17 protein-coding genes and 1 riboswitch are annotated in these 16955 nt (G+C 69.7%); of the genes, 7 read left to right on the forward strand and 10 right to left on the reverse strand.

What is annotated here, in order from left to right; translation table 11 throughout:
- Positions 1-33 precede the first annotated feature (33 nt).
- Positions 34-933: a CU044_5270 family protein gene (locus tag OG407_RS44965; protein ID WP_405866569.1), complete on the forward strand. Its 900-nt coding sequence runs from the start codon at positions 34-36 to the stop codon at positions 931-933.
- Here the strand turns inward: OG407_RS44965 and OG407_RS44970 are convergent, their stop codons facing one another.
- Positions 934-1782 carry a bifunctional 5,10-methylenetetrahydrofolate dehydrogenase/5,10-methenyltetrahydrofolate cyclohydrolase gene (locus OG407_RS44970; RefSeq protein WP_405866571.1) on the reverse strand — a complete coding sequence of 283 codons (849 nt, stop codon included), beginning with the start codon at positions 1780-1782 and terminating at the stop codon, positions 934-936.
- Positions 1783-1803: 21 nt separating this feature from the next.
- Positions 1804-1888: riboswitch (ZMP/ZTP riboswitch) on the reverse strand.
- 258 nt (positions 1889-2146) lie between these two features.
- Entirely contained in the window at positions 2147-2512 is a 366-nt protein-coding gene (locus OG407_RS44975) for a nuclear transport factor 2 family protein (RefSeq protein ID WP_405866573.1), read from the reverse strand.
- A gap of 171 nt (positions 2513-2683) precedes the next feature.
- Between OG407_RS44975 and OG407_RS44980 the strand changes: the two genes are divergently transcribed.
- Positions 2684-2980 (forward strand): hypothetical protein, encoded by a 297-nt coding sequence (locus tag OG407_RS44980; RefSeq protein WP_405866575.1) that lies wholly within the window; start codon positions 2684-2686, stop codon positions 2978-2980.
- Between the two features lie 77 nt (positions 2981-3057).
- Here OG407_RS44980 and OG407_RS44985 read toward each other — a convergent pair whose 3' ends face one another.
- Complete coding sequence (locus OG407_RS44985; protein ID WP_405866577.1) at positions 3058-4812, reverse strand: ABC transporter ATP-binding protein; 1755 nt, start codon at positions 4810-4812, stop codon at positions 3058-3060.
- Between the two features lie 28 nt (positions 4813-4840).
- On the reverse strand, positions 4841-5734 hold the full coding sequence (locus tag OG407_RS44990) for a patatin-like phospholipase family protein (protein ID WP_405866579.1): 894 nt from the start codon (positions 5732-5734) through the stop codon (positions 4841-4843).
- 183 nt (positions 5735-5917) lie between these two features.
- On the opposite strand from OG407_RS44990, the gene OG407_RS44995 reads away from it, so the two are divergent.
- The 3 genes from OG407_RS44995 to OG407_RS45005 all read left to right on the forward strand — a co-directional run bounded on the left by OG407_RS44995 (position 5918) and on the right by OG407_RS45005 (position 8639).
- Positions 5918-7006 carry an S-(hydroxymethyl)mycothiol dehydrogenase gene (locus OG407_RS44995; RefSeq protein ID WP_405866581.1) on the forward strand — a complete coding sequence of 363 codons (1089 nt, stop codon included), beginning with the start codon at positions 5918-5920 and terminating at the stop codon, positions 7004-7006.
- Entirely contained in the window at positions 7006-7635 is a 630-nt protein-coding gene (locus OG407_RS45000; protein WP_405866583.1) for an MBL fold metallo-hydrolase, read from the forward strand. Before OG407_RS44995 ends, OG407_RS45000 begins: the two co-directional genes overlap by 1 nt.
- A gap of 89 nt (positions 7636-7724) precedes the next feature.
- A complete protein-coding gene (locus OG407_RS45005; protein ID WP_405866585.1) occupies positions 7725-8639 on the forward strand; it encodes an SDR family oxidoreductase in 915 nt (304 codons plus the stop codon).
- Positions 8640-8649: 10 nt separating this feature from the next.
- On the opposite strand, the gene OG407_RS45010 is transcribed toward OG407_RS45005, so the two are convergent.
- Positions 8650-9177 carry a hypothetical protein gene (locus tag OG407_RS45010; protein ID WP_405866587.1) on the reverse strand — a complete coding sequence of 176 codons (528 nt, stop codon included), beginning with the start codon at positions 9175-9177 and terminating at the stop codon, positions 8650-8652.
- Between the two features lie 50 nt (positions 9178-9227).
- Between OG407_RS45010 and OG407_RS45015 the strand changes: the two genes are divergently transcribed.
- Positions 9228-10031: an SDR family NAD(P)-dependent oxidoreductase gene (locus OG407_RS45015; RefSeq protein ID WP_405866589.1), complete on the forward strand. Its 804-nt coding sequence runs from the start codon at positions 9228-9230 to the stop codon at positions 10029-10031.
- Here OG407_RS45015 and OG407_RS45020 read toward each other — a convergent pair.
- Positions 10005-11405, reverse strand: coding sequence for a pyridoxal phosphate-dependent decarboxylase family protein (locus OG407_RS45020; protein ID WP_405866591.1), 1401 nt, complete (start codon positions 11403-11405; stop codon positions 10005-10007). The two genes, OG407_RS45015 and OG407_RS45020, sit on opposite strands and share 27 nt — an antisense overlap.
- Positions 11406-11617: 212 nt before the next feature.
- Here OG407_RS45020 and OG407_RS45025 point away from each other — a divergent pair, with 212 nt between their 5' ends.
- Positions 11618-12316, forward strand: a complete 699-nt coding sequence (locus tag OG407_RS45025; protein ID WP_405866593.1) for a L,D-transpeptidase family protein — start codon at positions 11618-11620, stop codon at positions 12314-12316.
- Positions 12317-12348: 32 nt separating this feature from the next.
- Here the strand turns inward: OG407_RS45025 and OG407_RS45030 are convergent, their stop codons facing one another.
- The 4 genes from OG407_RS45030 to OG407_RS45045 form a co-directional block, all read right to left on the reverse strand.
- Positions 12349-13548 (reverse strand): Gfo/Idh/MocA family protein, encoded by a 1200-nt coding sequence (locus OG407_RS45030; protein WP_405866595.1) that lies wholly within the window; start codon positions 13546-13548, stop codon positions 12349-12351.
- Between the two features lie 70 nt (positions 13549-13618).
- Entirely contained in the window at positions 13619-14962 is a 1344-nt protein-coding gene (locus OG407_RS45035; protein WP_405866597.1) for an ABC transporter substrate-binding protein, read from the reverse strand.
- 10 nt (positions 14963-14972) lie between these two features.
- Positions 14973-15929 carry a carbohydrate ABC transporter permease gene (locus tag OG407_RS45040; protein ID WP_405866599.1) on the reverse strand — a complete coding sequence of 319 codons (957 nt, stop codon included), beginning with the start codon at positions 15927-15929 and terminating at the stop codon, positions 14973-14975.
- A gap of 15 nt (positions 15930-15944) precedes the next feature.
- Positions 15945-16862: a sugar ABC transporter permease gene (locus OG407_RS45045; RefSeq protein ID WP_318020689.1), complete on the reverse strand. Its 918-nt coding sequence runs from the start codon at positions 16860-16862 to the stop codon at positions 15945-15947.
- Positions 16863-16955 lie beyond the last annotated feature (93 nt).

Raw genomic sequence — 16955 nt, forward strand, 5'->3', positions numbered from 1 at the left:
AGGGCGCCACAGTCCCCCTGAAGGAACATCGCGATGGCTGATGAACTTGAACTCCTGCGTAGCGCCAACCCGTTCACTGGCGACGGGTCCCTCTACGGTGACGGGCCGCTTGACCATCGCGCCGAGCGCGGGCTCAACCGGCTGCTGTACGAACGGCGTTCACGGCGTCGGCGAGTGCTCTGGAGCCTGGCGGCCGCAACTGCCGTCGGCGCGACCGTACTCACCCTCGTGCTGGGCGGGCCGAGCAGTACCCCGGCGGTGGCGGCTCCCCGTGCTCTGGTCGTGCAGGCGCACTCCACGCCCGTATCGCTGAAGCAGCTCGCCGCCCTCGCCGTGGCGGTCGCGGCCGACGGAACTCCCGTTCTGCGCAGGGGAACTCACGTGCAGTCATGGAGTCTCGGCATGTCCGACGACAAACCGCCGGTCACTATCCCCGAGGAACGCGTCGTGCGCTGGAACGCGGACGCCAGTCACACGGAACGTGTCGTCGAGGACGGCCATGTCCTCAAAGAGACGACGTTTCCGCCGAGTTGGAGCGATGTCCCGCCCGATGCCCGGCCCCCGCACGACGTGCCGGGACTCCGGGCGTACCTCCAGGAGACGGCGTACAGCAAGACGCCGTTGACCACCCCCGAACTCCTGTCGGCCGTGGGGGAGTTGCTGGACCACTGGACGCTCGGGGCGCGTGAGTCGGCCGCGTTGGCGCGGCTGCTCGCGGGGGCGGACGGGTTGCGACCGGTGGGGGAGGTGACCGACCGGCTCGGGCGGCACGGGCAGGCGTATGTGTATCAGCAGTCGGGCAGCCGCCTGATGCTGATCATGGACCCGGCCACCGGCGCCGTCCTCGGGATGGAGAGCACCTTCACGAAGGACCAGCCCGAGTACGGCGTCAAGGCCGGGGACGTCATGGACTACAGCGCGTGGACGCGCTGATCACACCCCGAGCTGCCGGGCCGCAGCGGTCACCGTCTGCTCCAGGAGCGTGGCGATCGTCATCGGGCCGACGCCGCCCGGCACCGGGGTGATCAACGAGGCGCGTTCGGCGGCGGATTCGAAGTCCACGTCACCGACGTTGCCCGCGTTGTAGCCGGCGTCGATGACGACCGCGCCGGGCTTGATGTCCTCGCCGCGGATCAGCCGGGGGCGGCCCACGGCGGCGACCACGATGTCCGCCTCGCGGACCACCGCGGACAGGTCCTGGGTGCGGGAGTGGCAGTAGGTGACCGTCGCGTCGCGGGCCAGGAGGAGCATGCCGGCCGGCTTGCCGAGGATCGCGCTGCGGCCGACCACGACGGCCCGCTTGCCGGACGGGTCGACGTCGTACTCGTCGAGCAGCCGGATGATGCCGCCGGGCGTGCAGGACACGAAGCCCGGCAGGCCGAAGCTCATCGTCGCGAACGATGCGAAGGTCACGCCGTCCACGTCCTTCTCCGCCGCGATCGCCTCGAACGCGGCCCGCTCGTCGATGTGTTCACCCATCGGGTGCTGGAGCAGGATGCCGTGCACGGCCGGGTCGGTGGAGAGCGCGTCGAGGGTGGCGACCAGTTCGGCGGTGGTCGTGGCGGCGGGCAGTTCCACGTGCCGGGACTCGATGCCGGCCTTGCGGCTGCGGTTCTGCTTCATCCGGACGTAGGTGACGGACGCCGGGTCCGCGCCGACCAGCACCGTCGCCAGACAGGGCGCCGTACCGGTGCGCTCCGTGAGGTCGGCGGCCTTCTTCGCGGTGTCCTCGACGATGCGCCGGGCGAGCGCGCTGCCGTCCATGAGCCGTGCCTGAGACATGATCCACTCCTGAGCTGGTTGACCAATCGCCCAGGCGCACGGCATCGACTCCGCGTGGGCCGCTCCACGGTGGTGCTCCACCTCAGCGCCAGTCACGACCCACGAACAGCGTAACCGACGGGTCTACGGCCGTCAGGGCCCGCTCACCGACGCCGGACGCGGTGGATGCGACCAGCAGGTGGTGGCGGAAGCGGGCGGGACCGTGCCGCCCGCAGCACCGACCCCAGCAGAGCGGCGGACGCGCGCAGGCCCGCCGCGGAAACCGGTGCTCGGCCTCGCGTCGCAGCGGAGCGGGCGGGTGCCGTGGTCGCCGAGAAGGTCCAGGTCAGGCGGGTGTTGATCCGGACTCTCGGCACCAGCCGCGCTAGCCGTCCCATGCCTGGATCATGGTCTGCCGGGTGATCTTGCCGTCCTGCAGCAGGAGCATCGACTCGGCGAGGACGCGGGCTCCGTCCGGGTACCGGCAGGACTCGGTATAGGCGACCCGGTCGCCCTGTACGACGCATTCCTCCAGCTTGTGGGTCATGTCGCGGCTGTAGACGTCGGCGAGCATCGCGCCGATCTCGTCCCGGCCGTGCAGGACCTTGGGGTGACTGGGCTGGGTCTGGTGGTCGACGACGTGGATCTCGGCGTCGTCCGCGTAGAGCGACAGCAGTGTCGCCGCCGTGTGGTCTTCGATGCCCCGGCGCAGGGCTTCGGTGTCGAAGCCGGGGCGTGCCGCGGTGCCCATGGTGACCTCCTCGGAGGGCCGCGGCCCACACAGGAGCGAGCCGCGACGGGCCTCTCCTACGAGACTCCTCCGCCTCGCCGTGGTCGGCAAACCGGGCGGCGCGCTCCGCCTCACGGGTGAGCGGTGCCCGGTACCCGTGACCGCGCGGGGACCGGCCGCGTTGCTGAGGGCATGATCTCAACACGACGTATTGCCGCCGCCGTTGGTCTCGCCGTCGGGGTCACCGGCCTCGTCGCGCCGATGGCGAACGCCGCCGACGCGCCCGCCTTCAAGGACGGCAAGGTCAGCCCGGTCGCCCTGCTGGACTCGCTCGCGGTGAGTGAGATCCCCGCCGAGCACCAGGCGGAGATCCCGCGGGTCGCCAGTCAGCTGCAGGGGATGAACCACCTGAACGACCTCCAGCAGCTGCACCAGGTCACCGACCTCGCCGCGCCGGTCACGGGTCTCCTCCCCAGCATCGAGCCGTGAGCCCGCGCTACTGATCCCGCAGCACGCAGACCTTGAGGGCCGTCCGGAAACGGGCGGCCCTCAGCCGTTCCGCGAGGTCAGCCCGCCGTCGCCAGGAACTGCGTGGCCGCCAGTTCCGCGTAGAGCGGGTCGGCGGTCACCAGCTCCCGGTGCGTGCCCACCGCGCGGACCCGGCCCGCGTCCATGACGACGATCCGGTCGGCCATCGTCACCGTGGACAGCCGGTGCGCCACGACCAGGACGGTCGTCGTACGGGCCACATCGGCGACGGTGTCGCGCAGGGCCGCCTCGTTCACCGCGTCGAGCTGCGAGGTCGCCTCGTCGAGGAGCAGCAGCCGGGGGTGGCGCAGGAGCGCGCGGGCGATGGCGACGCGCTGGCGTTCGCCGCCCGAGAGGCGGGTGCCTCGGTGACCGACCAGGGTGTCGGTGCCCTTCGGGAGGCGGGCGACCAGGCCGTCGAGGCGGGTCGTCTTCAGGACACGGGTGACGGCGTCGTCGTCCGCGTCCGGGTTGCCGAGCACCAGGTTGTCGCGCAGGGAACCCGACAGGACCGGGGCGTCCTGCTCCACATACCCGATGGCGGACCGGAGTTGGGACAGTTCCCACTCCGCGAGGTCCCGGCCGTCGAGGGTGATCGCGCCGGACTCGGGGTCGTAGAAACGCTCGATGAGGGAGAACACCGTGGTCTTGCCCGCGCCGGACGGGCCGACGAAGGCCGTCATGCCCTGGGCCGGTATCTCGAAGGTCACGCCGTGGTGGACGTAGGGGAGGTCGTCGGCGTAGCGGAAGCGGACGTCGTCGAAGGCGAGGGCCGCTGGTTCGGCGCCGGGGGAGGGCAACTGGGCGGGCAGGGACGGGGGTTCGGCGGGGAGGTGGAGCGCCTCCTGGATGCGGGAGAGAGCCGCGGTGCCCGTCTGGTACTGCGTGATCGCGCCGACGACCTGCTGGATCGGCTGCATGAGATAGAAGACGTAGAGGAGGAAGGCGACCAGCGTGCCGATGTCGATCGCACCCGTCGCCACCCGCGCTCCGCCCACCGCGAGGACGGTGATGAAGGCGACCTGCATCGACAGCGCGGCCGTATTGCCCGCGGCGGCGCTCCACTTGGCGGCCCGCACACTCTGCCGCCACGACTCCTCGGCCGCCGCGTGCAGGGTGCGTTCCTCGCGCTCCTCGGCGCCGGACGCCTTCACCGTGCGCAGCGCGCCCAGGATCCGCTCCAGCGAGGCACCCATCACGCCGACCGCGTCCTGCGCCTGCCGGCTGGCCCGGTTGATGCGCGGCAGGATCAGGGTGAGCACGGTGCCCGCGCCCGCGATCACGGCCAGGGTGACGCCCAGCAGCACCGGGTCAACGATGCCCATCATCACGACAGTTGCGACGAGCGTGAGCCCGCCGGTGCCGAGTCCGACCAGCGAGTCCGTGGTGACCTCGCGCAGCAGCGTCGTGTCCGAGGTGATGCGCGCCATCAGATCGCCGGGCTCGCTGCGGTCCACGGCCGCGATCCGCAACCGCAGCAGATACGACGACAGCGCGCGCCGCGCACCGAGCACCACCGACTCCGCGGTACGCCGCAGAACGTATGAACCCAGCGCGCCCAGCGCCGCGTTGGCGACCACCAGCGCCGACATCGCGAGCAGCGCCCCGGTGATCGTCCGGTCGTGCGAGAGGTCGTCGATGAGCCCCCGCGCCACCAGCGGCAACAGCAGCCCGGTGCCCCCGGTGACCAACGAGAGCAGCGCACCCGCCAACAGGGCCCAGCGGTGCGGCCGTACGTAGTCGAGGAGCAACCGCCAGGTCGGCGGACCGCTCTGAGTCCCTGCGATGCTCACGGCGCTCCTCGGGAGTCGGTCGGAGCATTCAGGCTACGTCGGTCGCCGCCCGCGGTGTCGGCCGGTCCTGGCCTGTCCAGAACGCGGCGACCTGCGACGCGATCTCTCGTCCGAGGTCGCGACCGGCAAGGGCGGACGGCCCGCGCACGCCCGGATCAAGCGGGTTGGTGCCGAACGCGGCGACCGCGGCGGCATCCGCGTACACCACGTGCACGCGCGACGGCGAGAGCGTCGCGAGTTCCGCGGGGTCGATCGAATATCCCGTTGCCGTGCGCTCTGGCTGCGGGAGGAGCACCAGAACAGGGTCGAAGCCGACTGCGAGGTCCGCGTTCGCCATCGTGCGCACCCCTCCGTCGATATAGCGGCGTCCTGTCAGCGGAACGACGGGCCAGATGCCCGGAACGGCCGAACTCGCCTCTACGGCATCGACGAGCGAGATCCCCGACGTCCGGTCGAACACGACCGGGACCCCGGTGTCGGCATCCACCGCGGTGATGCGGAGATCGCGGTCGCTCCACGTCATGCCGGAGAGCCGGGCCTCGATCGTGCCGCGGCGAACCGCACGGTCAACTGTCTTGGTGTCCTTGGCGATCGTGCCGATGCGGCGGCGTGCGTCGTCCGGCGACGTCGCCTCGCTGTGGGCCGCGGCCATGCTCGCCATGAAGGCGTCGAAGTCGGCTTCGACATAGATCTCGGTCGGCGTCTCATGGAGTTGCCGTTCGAAGAGAACGTCGAGTGGAGCACCCGTGGAGAGCTGAGCGGAGACGGTCGACCCGGCCGACGTGCCGATCAACGTCGTCGGCGCCCCGATGATGCGAGCCGCCGCCTCCGGCTCGACATCCTGGATGCCGAGCAGCACTCCCGTCTCCCACGCGATCCCCGCGAGACCTCCGCCGGCCAGAACCAGTGCGCCATGTGCCATGCCGCGAGCCTACGCCACCCCGCCAACACGCCTGCCGCCGCCGCGACTTGGACATCCTGCCCGTTCCCGCACCGGGATCCCGGTGCGAGCGGCCACTCCACAGGAGGACGTCGTCGCGCCCTTACCGATCAGTCACGCGTAGGGTCGGAGGCAGGGACAACGGCGACGAAAGGGTTCAGGACCATGGCGCAGGAAGTACGCGGCGTGATCGCACCGGGCAAGAACGAGCCGGTCCGGATCGAGACGATCGTCGTGCCCGATCCCGGACCCGGCGAGGCCGTGGTGAAGGTACAGGCCTGCGGGGTCTGTCACACCGACCTGCACTACAAACAGGGCGGCATCAGCGACGACTACCCCTTCCTGCTCGGCCACGAGGCCTCCGGCATCGTCGAGTCGGTCGGCGAAGGCGTCACCGACGTCGCCCCCGGCGACTTCGTGATCCTCAACTGGCGTGCCGTGTGCGGTAATTGCCGCGCCTGTCTGCGTGGCCGCCCCTGGTACTGCTTCAACACCCACAACGCCAAGCAGAAGATGACCCTCGCCTCGACCGGCCAGGAACTCTCCCCGGCCCTGGGTATCGGAGCCTTCGCCGACAAGACCCTGGTCGCCGCCGGACAGTGCACCAAGGTCGATCCGGCCGTCTCTCCCGCGGTCGCCGGCCTGTTGGGCTGTGGCGTGATGGCCGGCATCGGTGCCGCCATCAACACCGGCAACGTCGGACGCGGTGACACGGTCGCGGTCATCGGGTGCGGTGGTGTCGGTGACGCGGCGATCGCCGGGTCCCGGCTCGCGGGTGCGGCGCGGATCATCGCCGTGGACATCGACGACCGCAAGCTGGAGAAGGCCCGCTCCATGGGGGCCACGCACACCGTCAACTCCCGGGCCAATGACCCGGTCGAGGCCATCCGTGAACTGACCGGTGGCTTCGGTGCCGATGTCGTCATCGAGGCGGTCGGGCGCCCGGAGACCTACAAACAGGCCTTCTACGCCCGGGACTTGGCGGGCACGGTCGTCCTCGTCGGCGTGCCGACCCCGGAGATGAAGCTCGAACTCCCGCTGCTGGACGTCTTCGGGCGGGGTGGCTCGCTCAAGTCGTCCTGGTACGGCGACTGCCTGCCCTCCCGTGACTTCCCGATGCTCATCGACCTGCATCAGCAAGGGCGTCTGGACCTGGCCGCGTTCGTCACGGAGACGATCCAACTCGACGAGGTGGAGAAGGCGTTCGAGCGGATGCACGGCGGCGACGTGCTGCGTTCGGTGGTGGAGCTGTGATGGGCGCCCGCATCGAACACCTCGTCACCTCCGGGCAGTTCAGCCTCGACGGCGGTACCTGGGACGTCGACAACAACGTGTGGATCGTGGGCGACGACCACGAGGTCGTCGTCATCGACGCCGCCCATGACGCCGACGCCATCCTCGCCGCGATCGGCGACCGCAGGCTGACCGCCATCATCTGCACCCACGCCCACAACGACCACATCGACGCCGCGCCCGAACTCGCCGACCGCACCGGCGCCACGATCTGGCTGCACCCCGACGACCTGCCCCTGTGGAAGCAGACCCACCCCGACCGCGACCCCGACGCCCATCTCGCCGACGGCCAGGTGATCGAGGCCGCGGGCGCCGACCTGAAGGTGCTGCACACGCCGGGGCACGCGCCCGGAGCGGTGTGCCTGTACGACCCCGCGCTCGGCACGGTCTTCACCGGCGACACGCTCTTCCACGGAGGACCGGGCGCCACGGGACGGTCGTACTCCCACTTCCCGACGATCATCGACTCCATCCGTGACCGGCTGCTGACCCTCCCGCCCGAGACGAAGGTGCTCACGGGACACGGCGACTCGACGACCGTCGGGGCGGAGGCCGCGCACCTGGAGGAGTGGATCGCGCGGGGGCACTGAGAGACACCCGCTAAAACCCGACAGAAGGTGTCCGGCTTCTCCTGCACGATCGACAGGACAGCGAGTCGAGCGAGCACGGGAGGTCGGACATGCCGGGTCCACTGGAAGGCAAGGTCGCGCTGGTCGCGGGGGCGACGCGCGGAGCGGGACGCGGGATCGCCGTGGAACTGGGCGCGGCCGGCGCCACCGTCTACGTGAGCGGTCGCAGCACCCGCGCCCAGCGCTCCGAGTACGACCGGCCCGAGACCGTCGAGGACACCGCCGACCTCGTCACCGCGGCCGGCGGCCGGGGCATCGCCGTACCCACCGACCACCTGGAGCCCTCGGCCGTACGGGCCCTCGTCGACCGGATCGACGACGAACAGGGCCGCCTCGACCTCCTCGTCAACGACATCTGGGGCGGCGAGCACCTCTTCGCCTGGGACACCCCCGTCTGGGAACACGACCTCGACAAGGGCCTACGACTCCTCCGGCTGGCGGTCGAGACGCACGCGATCACCAGCCACCACGCGCTGCCCCTGCTGCTGCACCGGCCAGGCGGCCTGGTCGTCGAGATGACCGACGGGACCGCCGAGTACAACCGCGACACCTACCGCGTCTCCTTCTTCTACGACCTCGCCAAGTCGTCCGTCCTGCGCATGGCCTTCGCCCTCGGCCACGAACTCGGCCCGCGCGGCGCCACCGCCGTGGCACTCACCCCCGGCTGGCTGCGCTCGGAGATCATGCTCGGCCAGTTCGGCGTGGGCGAGGACAACTGGCGTGACGCCCTGGAACACGTCCCCCACTTCGCCATCTCGGAGACCCCGCGCTACGTCGGCCGCGCCGTCGCCGCCCTCGCCGCCGACCCCGAAGTGGCCCGCTGGAACGGGCAGTCGCTGTCCAGCGGCGGACTCGCCCCGGTGTACGGCTTCACGGACCTCGACGGCAGCCGCCCGGACGCGTGGCGGTACCTGGTGGAGGTGCAGGACGCGGGGAAACCGGCGGACGTGACCGGGTACCGGTGAGGAACGTAGGTCACTCCTGGGTCGTCAGCCAGCGGCCCGAGTGGCCGGGCGGGAGCGCCAGGTCTTCGCGTACGGCCGCGTAGTAGCCCTCGCGGCCGGCGCGCTGACGGTCCATCAACTGCCGCCAGGCGGCCGGGTCGTGGGTCTCCGTGCGCATGAACCGTTCCATCTCCATCACCGCGCTGACCCATGCCCGGGCCTTCTCCACCACCTCCGGACTTCCCAGCAGGATCAGCGCCTCGCCGGAGGGATCGCGGCCCACGGTCGCCTCGGCCAGCAGCGGTTCCGCCTCCGCCAGGCTCAGCGGGTGCGGGTGCGGGTCGTTGCCGAGGTGGGACGCGACCCGGTAGGCCAGGGTCACGGACCTCTTCAGCGTCCGGGCGTACTCGGCGTACACCTCCAGCCGCCGCTCCTCCCAACGGGCCGCCCGCTCACGGCGGAACCGTGCCTGATCGCCCCGCACGATCGCCACGTACGAGCCGAGGGCGCCGATCACGACACCGATGAGCGCGGGCAGTTGCTGTAGGAACGCGTGCATGTCCGCACGTTATCTGCCGAGTTGATCGTTCCGGCAGTACGTTCGAAGTCATGACTGACACAACGCGCTTCGAGGGGTACGGAGTTCTCGTCACCGGTGCTGCACGTGGCATCGGTGCGGCCATCTCCCGGCGGCTCGCGGAGGAGGGGGCGCGGGTTCTGGTGACCGACGTCGATCTGCCCGAGGCGGAGAGGACGGCGGCGGCGCTGCGTGAACTCGGCCTGGCTACCGAGGCGTTCGGGTGCGATGTGGGGGACCGGGAGGCGGTGGAGCGGGCCGTCGCCCGGGCCGTCGAGTCCTTCGGGACGCTCGACGTCCTGGTCAACAGCGCCGCGCACTGCACGCCCGACCTCCCGCTCTTCGAGGACGAACCGGACGACGAGTGGGCGAGCGACCTCGACATCACGCTGACGGGGACGTACCGCTGCTGCCGCGCCGCCCTCCCGCACCTGGTCGCCTCGGGACGCGGGGCGATCGTCAACATCGGTTCCGTGAACGGCAGTCAGGACTTCGGCAACCACGCCTACAGCGCGGCCAAGGCCGGACTCACCTCGCTGACCCGCACCCTCGCCGGACACGCCGGGCGGCGGGGCGTGCGGGTCAATCTGGTGATGCCGGGCACGGTGCGGACCTCGGCCTGGGAGGGCCGGGAGGACGCACTGGACGCGGTGAGCGGCCTGTATCCGCTCGGCCGGGTCGGCGAGCCCGAGGACATCGCCGCGGCCGTCGCGTTCCTCGCCTCGCGGGACGCCTCCTGGATCACCGGGACCACCCTCGCTGTCGACGGAGGGCTCACCGCGGTCAACTCCGGGTTCCGGCAGGCCCTTTCAGAGCGCGAGGCCAAGGCGCAGTGAGGCGAGCGCCGCCAGCACCCGGTCCGTATCGGCCTCGGACGTACGCCAGTTGCTGAACGCGGCACGCAGCGCGGGTGTCCCGTCGTAGACCGTCGGGGTCAGGAACGCCTCGCCGGTGGCGGCGACGGCCTCCGCGACGGCGGACACCCGCTCCTGGGTGGGGTTCTCGGCCAGGGTGAAGCACACGACGTTCAGCCGGACCGGCGCGGACAGCCGCAGGCCCGGGAGCGCGGCGATGCCCTCGCCGAGCCGGTGCGCGAGGGCGACGTTGCGCTCGACGATCTCGCGGTGCCCGGCACGGCCGTAGGCCATGAGGGAGAACCAGGCCGGGAGGGCGCGCAGCCTGCGGGAGTTCTCGGGGGTGAGGTGGAGGAAGTCGGGGTCGCCGGTCGGCGGGCCGAGGTACGGGGACGCGTTGTGGAACACCCTGGTCTGGAGGTCGCGGCGGCGGGTGAACTGGACGGCCGCGTCGTAGGGCACGTTGAGCCACTTGTGGAGGTCGACGCAGACCGAGTCGGCCGCGTCGAGGCCGTCGACGAGGTGGGCGTACGCGGGGGAGAGCGCGGCGAAGCCGCCGAACGCGGCGTCCACGTGCAGCCAGAAGTCGTGCCGTTCCTTGAGGGCGGCGATCGCCCGCAGGTCGTCGAAGTCGACGGTGTTCACCGTGCCGGCGTTCGCGACGACGATCGCCGGGCGGCCCTTCAACTCGGCCAGGGCGGCGTCCAGTTGGGCCACGTCGACGGCTTCGCGGTTTCCGGCGAGCACGGGCACGTAGCGCATGCGGTCGCGGCCGATGCCCAGCACGGAGAGTGCCTTGCTGACGCTGGAGTGCGGGCTGCCGGAGAGGACGTCCACCGGGCCGAGCGCGGCGGCGCCGTCCTGGGACACGTCCACGCCCAGGCGTTCACCGAGCCACTCGCGGGCGACGGCGAGCCCGACCGTGTTGGACATGGTCGCGCCGGTGACGAAGGCCCCCGAGTGCGCTTCTCCGAGCCCGAAGAGCTCGCGCAGCCAGCCGACCGTCTCCCGCTCAAGCGCCGCCGCCCAGGAACCGGCCGCCCCGGACACGTTCTGGTCGTACGCGCTGGTCAGCCAGTCCCCGGCGACCGACGCGGGTGTCGCACCGCCGGTCACGAAGCCGAGGTAGCGCGGGCCCGCCGAGCCCGACAGCCCGGGCGCCCACCGCTCCGCGAACCGCGCGATAGCCGCCTCGCCACCGGCTCCCTCGGCCGGCAGCGGCTCCCGGTCCGGAGCCTTGTCCTGCCGGACGACCGGCCGCTCGGCCATCCCGTCCAGCTCACGGGCGGCGATGTCGCGGGCGGACTGGAGGAGGGCGGGGAGCCGGGAGAGGTCGTCGGAGAGAGTGCGGTGCATGGGCGGCAGCGTAGGCGGAGGGGGTGGGCGGGGTATCGGTCCACTTCGGGGGAACTGGACTGCTGAAGGGCGACGGCCACCGGTGCGCACGTTGACCGGCAGGCGAGGAATGTCACCGTTTCGTCGCAGCGTGTCCTGTACTACAACCTCGACCGCCATACTCCGGTCTAGGTGGCAGAGATCGCAGTTCTTGCTGACGGGGAGGGTCCGACATGGGGGACATACGCAGACGAGGTGCCATAGCGCTCGGTATCACCGGGCTGGTGGCACCGCTCACGCTCGTGCTGGGCGGCGCTCCGGCGCAGGCGGCGACGAGCTGTACGACGCAGAAGGGGCCGTACCAGAAGCAGGTGGAGAAGTTCCTCGGGCGGCCGGTCGACGGGAAGCAGTCCGCCGCGGACTGCAAGGCGATCAAGGCCTTCCAGACCAAGCACGGCATCACGCCGAACATCGGCTATGCCGGGTCCGTCACCTGGGGCGTGATGGACCTCATGAACAAGCAGAAGGCCGTGGGCACCAAGCCCAACGCGGCCGGCAAGTGCCCGACCAACAAGGGCCGCATCGCCTGCGTCAACCTCACGCTCCAGATCAGCTGGATCCAGGACGGCAGCCGGCTCGTCTACGGCCCGGTCCCCGTGCGCACGGGCCGCAACGGCTTCGAGACCCGCACCGGTCTGAAGAAGATCTACTGGCGGGACATCGACCACGTCTCGACCATCTACAACGTGGCCATGCCGTACAGCCAGTTCTTCGACGGCGGCCAGGCCTTCCACTCCGTCGGCCTCAGCATGTGGAACCCGCCGGGCTCGCACGGCTGCGTCAACATGACCCCGGCCACCGCCAAGAAGTACTGGTCGCTGCTGAAGAACGGCGACGACGTCTTCGTCTACGGCCGCAAGCCGGGGACCTGACAGTCGGTCACCCGGCTTGCGTGACGGCCGAGTTACTCGGGCGCGTCCCCGAAGTCCGGGATCTCCAGCCGCGCTCCGCCCTGCCGCGCCGAGTCGTGCGCGATGATGCCCGGCAGGGTGTAGCGGGCCGCGACCCACGCGTTCACGCTGGGCAGGGTGCGGGAGTTGACCGCGGTCACGAAGTCGTCCGCCAGGAAGTGGTGGCTGCCCTCGTGGCCGTTGTGCAGGTTGTCGAACTCCCGCGGCAGCCGCGACCGGTCGTGCACCGGCGCCGAGCCCGAGGTGAAGGCGGCACGGAGGTCCGGCGCGATGTGCTGGAGTGACGGATCGTCAGGAGACATGGTGGGCTTGGGCTCCAGCAGCTCGCTGATGTCCTGCACCCCCTTCTTGTCCTGCCAGAAGGCCACCGTCGCCAGCTGCTCCATGCTCGCGTCCGTCCCGAAGAACCGGAAACGCGACTCCCGGATCTGCGAGGGATAGCCCACCCGCCGGAACTCGTTCGTACGGAACGAGCCGCCGCCCGCGACCTCGAACAGCGCGGTGGCGTTGGAGAAGTCGTTGCCGAACTGGCTGACCTCCTTGTCGAAGACCCCGTCCCCGCGCTCGTCGACCACGCCGATCGCGGACACGCTCACCGCGTGCGTCTGCCACGCGCCGAGCACCCCGCCCACCGAGTGCGTCGGGTACAGCAGCGGCGGATAGCTGGCGGTGGCCTTCCAACCCTCGCCGCCGCTGTACTGGTACGCCTCGTAGAACCCCAGGTCCATGTCGTGGACGTAGTCGCCCTCGGCGTAGAAGATCCGCCCGAAGGCGCCCTCCGCGATCTGGTTGCGGGCGTGCACGGTCGCCGGGTTGTACTGGCTGGTCTCGCCCATCATGTACGTCAGTCCGGTGGCCCGGACCGCGTCGATGATCGCCGCGATCTCCTCCGTGCTGATCGCCATCGGGACCGCGGAGTACACGTGCTTGCCGGCGCCGAGCCCCTGGAGGACCAGGGGGCCGTGCGTCCAGCGCTGGGTGAAGATCGCGACGGCGTCGACGGCCTGCGATTCCAGCATCGCCTCGTAGGAGGGGAAAGTGCCCGCCAGCCCTTGTTCGGCGGCCAGTTGCTCCGCCCGCTCCGGCAGGAGGTCGGTCACATAGACCTCGCTCACGCCCGGGTGGGCCTGGAACAGTCGGGCGAACTGGCCGGAGAACTGGCCTGCTCCGACGATGCCGAGGGAGAACGTCATGGGTGCGTGTCCTTCTCTGACGGGGATTTCCCTGAGCGGAAATCACTGAACGAACATCACTGAACGAACATCACTGTCCGAGGATGAAGTTGATCTGTTTGTTGGTCTTGCTGAGGCCGCTGACCGGTGCGTCGTTGGCGTAGACGTCCTGCATGGCGGGGCGCATCAACGCGTACACATCCGCCGAGTAGTTGGTGATCGGGAAGGAGAAGGTGGCGAAGTCCTTCTTGTCGGCGACCGGCCGAGTGAAGGCCGTGACGTCGATGCCCTTCTTCTTGTAGGCGGCGACGGCGGCCTTCGTGCCGTCCGGGGTCGCGGGGAAGACGATGCCGTAACTCCCCACTGTCTTCTGGCAGTTGTCCGATGACAGGTAGGTCACCCACTTCCGCGCGCCCGCCTTGTTGTGGGCGTTCTTGGTGATCGAGTCGGCCAGTCCGTTCATCATGGTCGCCCGTTTCCCGGTCGGACCGGTAGGGGTGTAGGCGGTGCTGATCTTGATTCCCTTGGCCGCGGCGTACGTGGAGATCATCCAGGCGCCGTCGAACGCGGTCGCCGCCTTGCCCGCCGCGATCTGCGCGTTGGGCGGGTTGGCGCCGTCGCTGTAGTCCGTGAACGGCGCGAGGTAGCCCTTCTTCGCCAGGCCGAAGTACCACTTGACCGTCGACTGGTAGGTCTTGCTGTCGTACTGGTACTTCGTGCCCCAGCGCTTCTTGTCCGTGTAGTTCCAGCCGGCCGAGGCGGTGAAGGGACTCCACGTCGTCTGACCGTCGGAGTCACCGGCGCCCCCGGTGGCCATGCCGTACACCTTGACGTGGTGCTTGTCGAAGCCCGGTTCGTCGCCGCGCTTGCCGTTCTTGTCGATGGTCAGATGGGCGATGGCCTTCTCGAAGGTGCCGCCGTCCGTCGGGTTCCAGGACAGGCTGTTCAGCTGATCCGCGCTGAGACCGGCCGACTTGGCCATCTTCTGGTTGTAGAAGAGGGCGACCGTGTCCCAGTCCTTGGGCGTGCCGTACTGATGTCCGTCCTGGCCCTGCCAGTTGGCGGCGAGTCCGGGCTGATAGGCGGACGCTTGGACGTCGAGGTCGTCCAGCGGCTGGAGCACCTTCAGGTCGGCGAACTGGCCGAACTTCTGGATGTGGTCGGTGAACACGTCCGGCTGGGTGCCCGCGATGAAGCTCGCGGTGAGCTTGGTCCAGTAGTCGCCCCAGCCCAACTGGGTGATTTTGACCTTGAGTCCGGGGTTCTGCCGCTCGAAGCCCTTCGCGCAGGCCTGGTAGGCGGGGAGTTGGTTGGAGTCCCACAGCCAGTACGTCACCGTGTCCGAGGCCGAGCCCACGGAGTCGCCCTTCGCGCAGCCCGCCGTCAGGGACAGCGCGAGCGCCCCGGTCAATGCCATGACCGTACGAAATCGCATGCCCTGCCCCTTACTTGATTCCGGTGAAGCTGATGGAACTCACGATGCGGCGTGCGAACACCCCGAAGAGGATGAGCATTGGGAGCGCGGCGATCAGGGTCGCCGCCATCAGGCCCGACCAGTCGTAGCCGGTCTGCGGGGTCTGCGAGCGGAAGATGGCCAGCGCCACCGACAGCACCCGGGAACTGTCGCTGTAGGACACCATCAGCGGCCAGAAGTAGTCGTTCCAGGACGTGATGTACGTCAGCACGCCCAGCGTCAGGACGGGCGTGGCCGCCATCGGCAGCAGGACCCGGAAGAAGACCTGGATCTTGCCCGCGCCGTCGAGCAGGGCGGCTTCCTCGACCTCGCGCGGGATGTTCATGAAGAACTGCTTGAGGAAGAACACCGCGAACGGCGTCATGAACATCGTCGGCAGCGAGATCCCCAACAGGGTGTCCACGAGCCCGAGTTGTTTGATGAGGACGAAGTTCGGCAGCAGGGTGAAGATCGCCGGCACCATCAGCCCGGCCAGGAACAGACCGAACATCCGGTCCCGGCCGCGCCAGCGGAGCCGGGCGAAGGCGTAGGCAGCCATCGCGGAGAAGAACACCTGGCAGACGGTGATCAGGGTCGAGACGATCACCGAGTTGAGCAGATAGCGCCAGAACTTGAGGCCGCCGCCCGAACCGCCCTGTGCGATCGCCTCCTTGGTCGACTGGAGGCCGAGCGCTCGCTCGAAGCCGCCGGTGGTGAAGTCGACCGGCAGCGGGTCCGAGGGGTGGGCGGCGAGGCCGGTGTTGGTGGAGAGCGCGGTGCGCAGGATCCAGTAGAAGGGCAGCAGGGTGATCAGCATGATCGCGGCCATCGCGATCCAGGCGGCGACCTTGCCGACGGAGGGCCGGGGCCGGGGCGGCCGTACGACCTCCTGCTTTGCCGTAGGCGTAGGGGTGTTGGGCACGTTGGGCGTGGTGGTCAGGGTGGCCATGTCGACTCCTTCCGGTCAGCCGAGGTCGGTCTGGCCGGCGCGGGTGAGCCGGTACTGGAGGAACGTGATGGCGCTCAGCACGATCAGCAGGGCCACGGACATCGCGGACGCGTAGCCGAACTGGAAGCGTCCGAAGGCGGAGCCGTAGATGTAGTACTGGAGGACGTTCGTCGCGTTCGCCGGGCCGCCCGCGGTGGTCACCGCGACCGTGTCGAACACCTGGAACGAACCGATCACCGTCATGATCAGCACGACCGCCAGCACCGGCCGCAGCAGCGGCATCGTGATCCGCCAGAACATGCGCCACTCGCTCGCGCCGTCCACCTTCGCGGCCTCGTACATGTCGCCCGGGATGGCCTGCAGCCCGGCGAACAGCAGCAGCGCGGTGTAGCCGACGTGCCGCCACACGTTGATCAGGGCGATCGTCGGGATCGCCCAGGTCTTGTCGGCGAGGAAGGGGATGTGGTCGAAGCCGAGCCCGCCGATGATCTCGTTGCCGATGCCGAGCTGGGTGTCGAGGATCCACAGCCAGACGATGCCGGCGACGACGTTCGACATCAGGTACGGCGTCAGCACGATCCCGCGCAACAGAGCGGACTGGGTGAGCCGTTGGAGCAGGACCGCGATGGCGAGGGCCGCCACCGTCTGGATGCCGATGTTGATGAGCACGTACTCGACGGTGACCTTCAACGACGACCAGAAGATGGGGTCGTGGACCATCCGGTCGTAGTTGTCGAGGCCCACCCACTTCGCCGGGGTCAGCAGGTTGAAGCGGGTGAAGCTCAGGTAGATGCCGCGCAGGGTCGGCCAGAGCAGGAAGACCAGGAAGCCCAGCAGGGCCGGGGCGATGAAGACCGCCGCCAGCCGACCGTCGCCGCTGTCTTCACGCGCCCGCGGCCTGCGGGTCGGGGGACTGCTTGAGGCGATGGTCATCTGGAGACTCCCTTGTCTACGACGGCTCGTCCTCGGGCCACTTACTTTCGTCACGAAAGAATCCAGGCGTCAATAGCCGTGCGCAGATCTTTT

Origin of the sequence: Streptomyces sp. NBC_01515 (genome assembly GCF_045040345.1) — a bacterium.
GTDB lineage: Bacteria > Actinomycetota > Actinomycetes > Streptomycetales > Streptomycetaceae > Streptomyces.

Coding starts and splice junctions, on each gene's coding strand:
- OG407_RS45010 (WP_405866587.1), bottom strand. CDS start 9,177: ATGCACGCGTTCCTACAGCAACTGCCCGCGCTCATCGGTGTCGTGATC.
- OG407_RS45035 (WP_405866597.1), bottom strand. CDS start 14,962: ATGCGATTTCGTACGGTCATGGCATTGACCGGGGCGCTCGCGCTGTCC.
- OG407_RS44975 (WP_405866573.1), bottom strand. CDS start 2,512: ATGGGCACCGCGGCACGCCCCGGCTTCGACACCGAAGCCCTGCGCCGG.
- OG407_RS45045 (WP_318020689.1), bottom strand. CDS start 16,862: ATGACCATCGCCTCAAGCAGTCCCCCGACCCGCAGGCCGCGGGCGCGT.
- OG407_RS45040 (WP_405866599.1), bottom strand. CDS start 15,929: ATGGCCACCCTGACCACCACGCCCAACGTGCCCAACACCCCTACGCCT.
- OG407_RS44990 (WP_405866579.1), bottom strand. CDS start 5,734: ATGGCACATGGCGCACTGGTTCTGGCCGGCGGAGGTCTCGCGGGGATC.
- OG407_RS45015 (WP_405866589.1), top strand. CDS start 9,228: ATGACTGACACAACGCGCTTCGAGGGGTACGGAGTTCTCGTCACCGGT.
- OG407_RS45030 (WP_405866595.1), bottom strand. CDS start 13,548: ATGACGTTCTCCCTCGGCATCGTCGGAGCAGGCCAGTTCTCCGGCCAG.
- OG407_RS44965 (WP_405866569.1), top strand. CDS start 34: ATGGCTGATGAACTTGAACTCCTGCGTAGCGCCAACCCGTTCACTGGC.
- OG407_RS45005 (WP_405866585.1), top strand. CDS start 7,725: ATGCCGGGTCCACTGGAAGGCAAGGTCGCGCTGGTCGCGGGGGCGACG.
- OG407_RS44995 (WP_405866581.1), top strand. CDS start 5,918: ATGGCGCAGGAAGTACGCGGCGTGATCGCACCGGGCAAGAACGAGCCG.
- OG407_RS44980 (WP_405866575.1), top strand. CDS start 2,684: ATGATCTCAACACGACGTATTGCCGCCGCCGTTGGTCTCGCCGTCGGG.
- OG407_RS45000 (WP_405866583.1), top strand. CDS start 7,006: ATGGGCGCCCGCATCGAACACCTCGTCACCTCCGGGCAGTTCAGCCTC.
- OG407_RS45025 (WP_405866593.1), top strand. CDS start 11,618: ATGGGGGACATACGCAGACGAGGTGCCATAGCGCTCGGTATCACCGGG.
- OG407_RS44970 (WP_405866571.1), bottom strand. CDS start 1,782: ATGTCTCAGGCACGGCTCATGGACGGCAGCGCGCTCGCCCGGCGCATC.
- OG407_RS45020 (WP_405866591.1), bottom strand. CDS start 11,405: ATGCACCGCACTCTCTCCGACGACCTCTCCCGGCTCCCCGCCCTCCTC.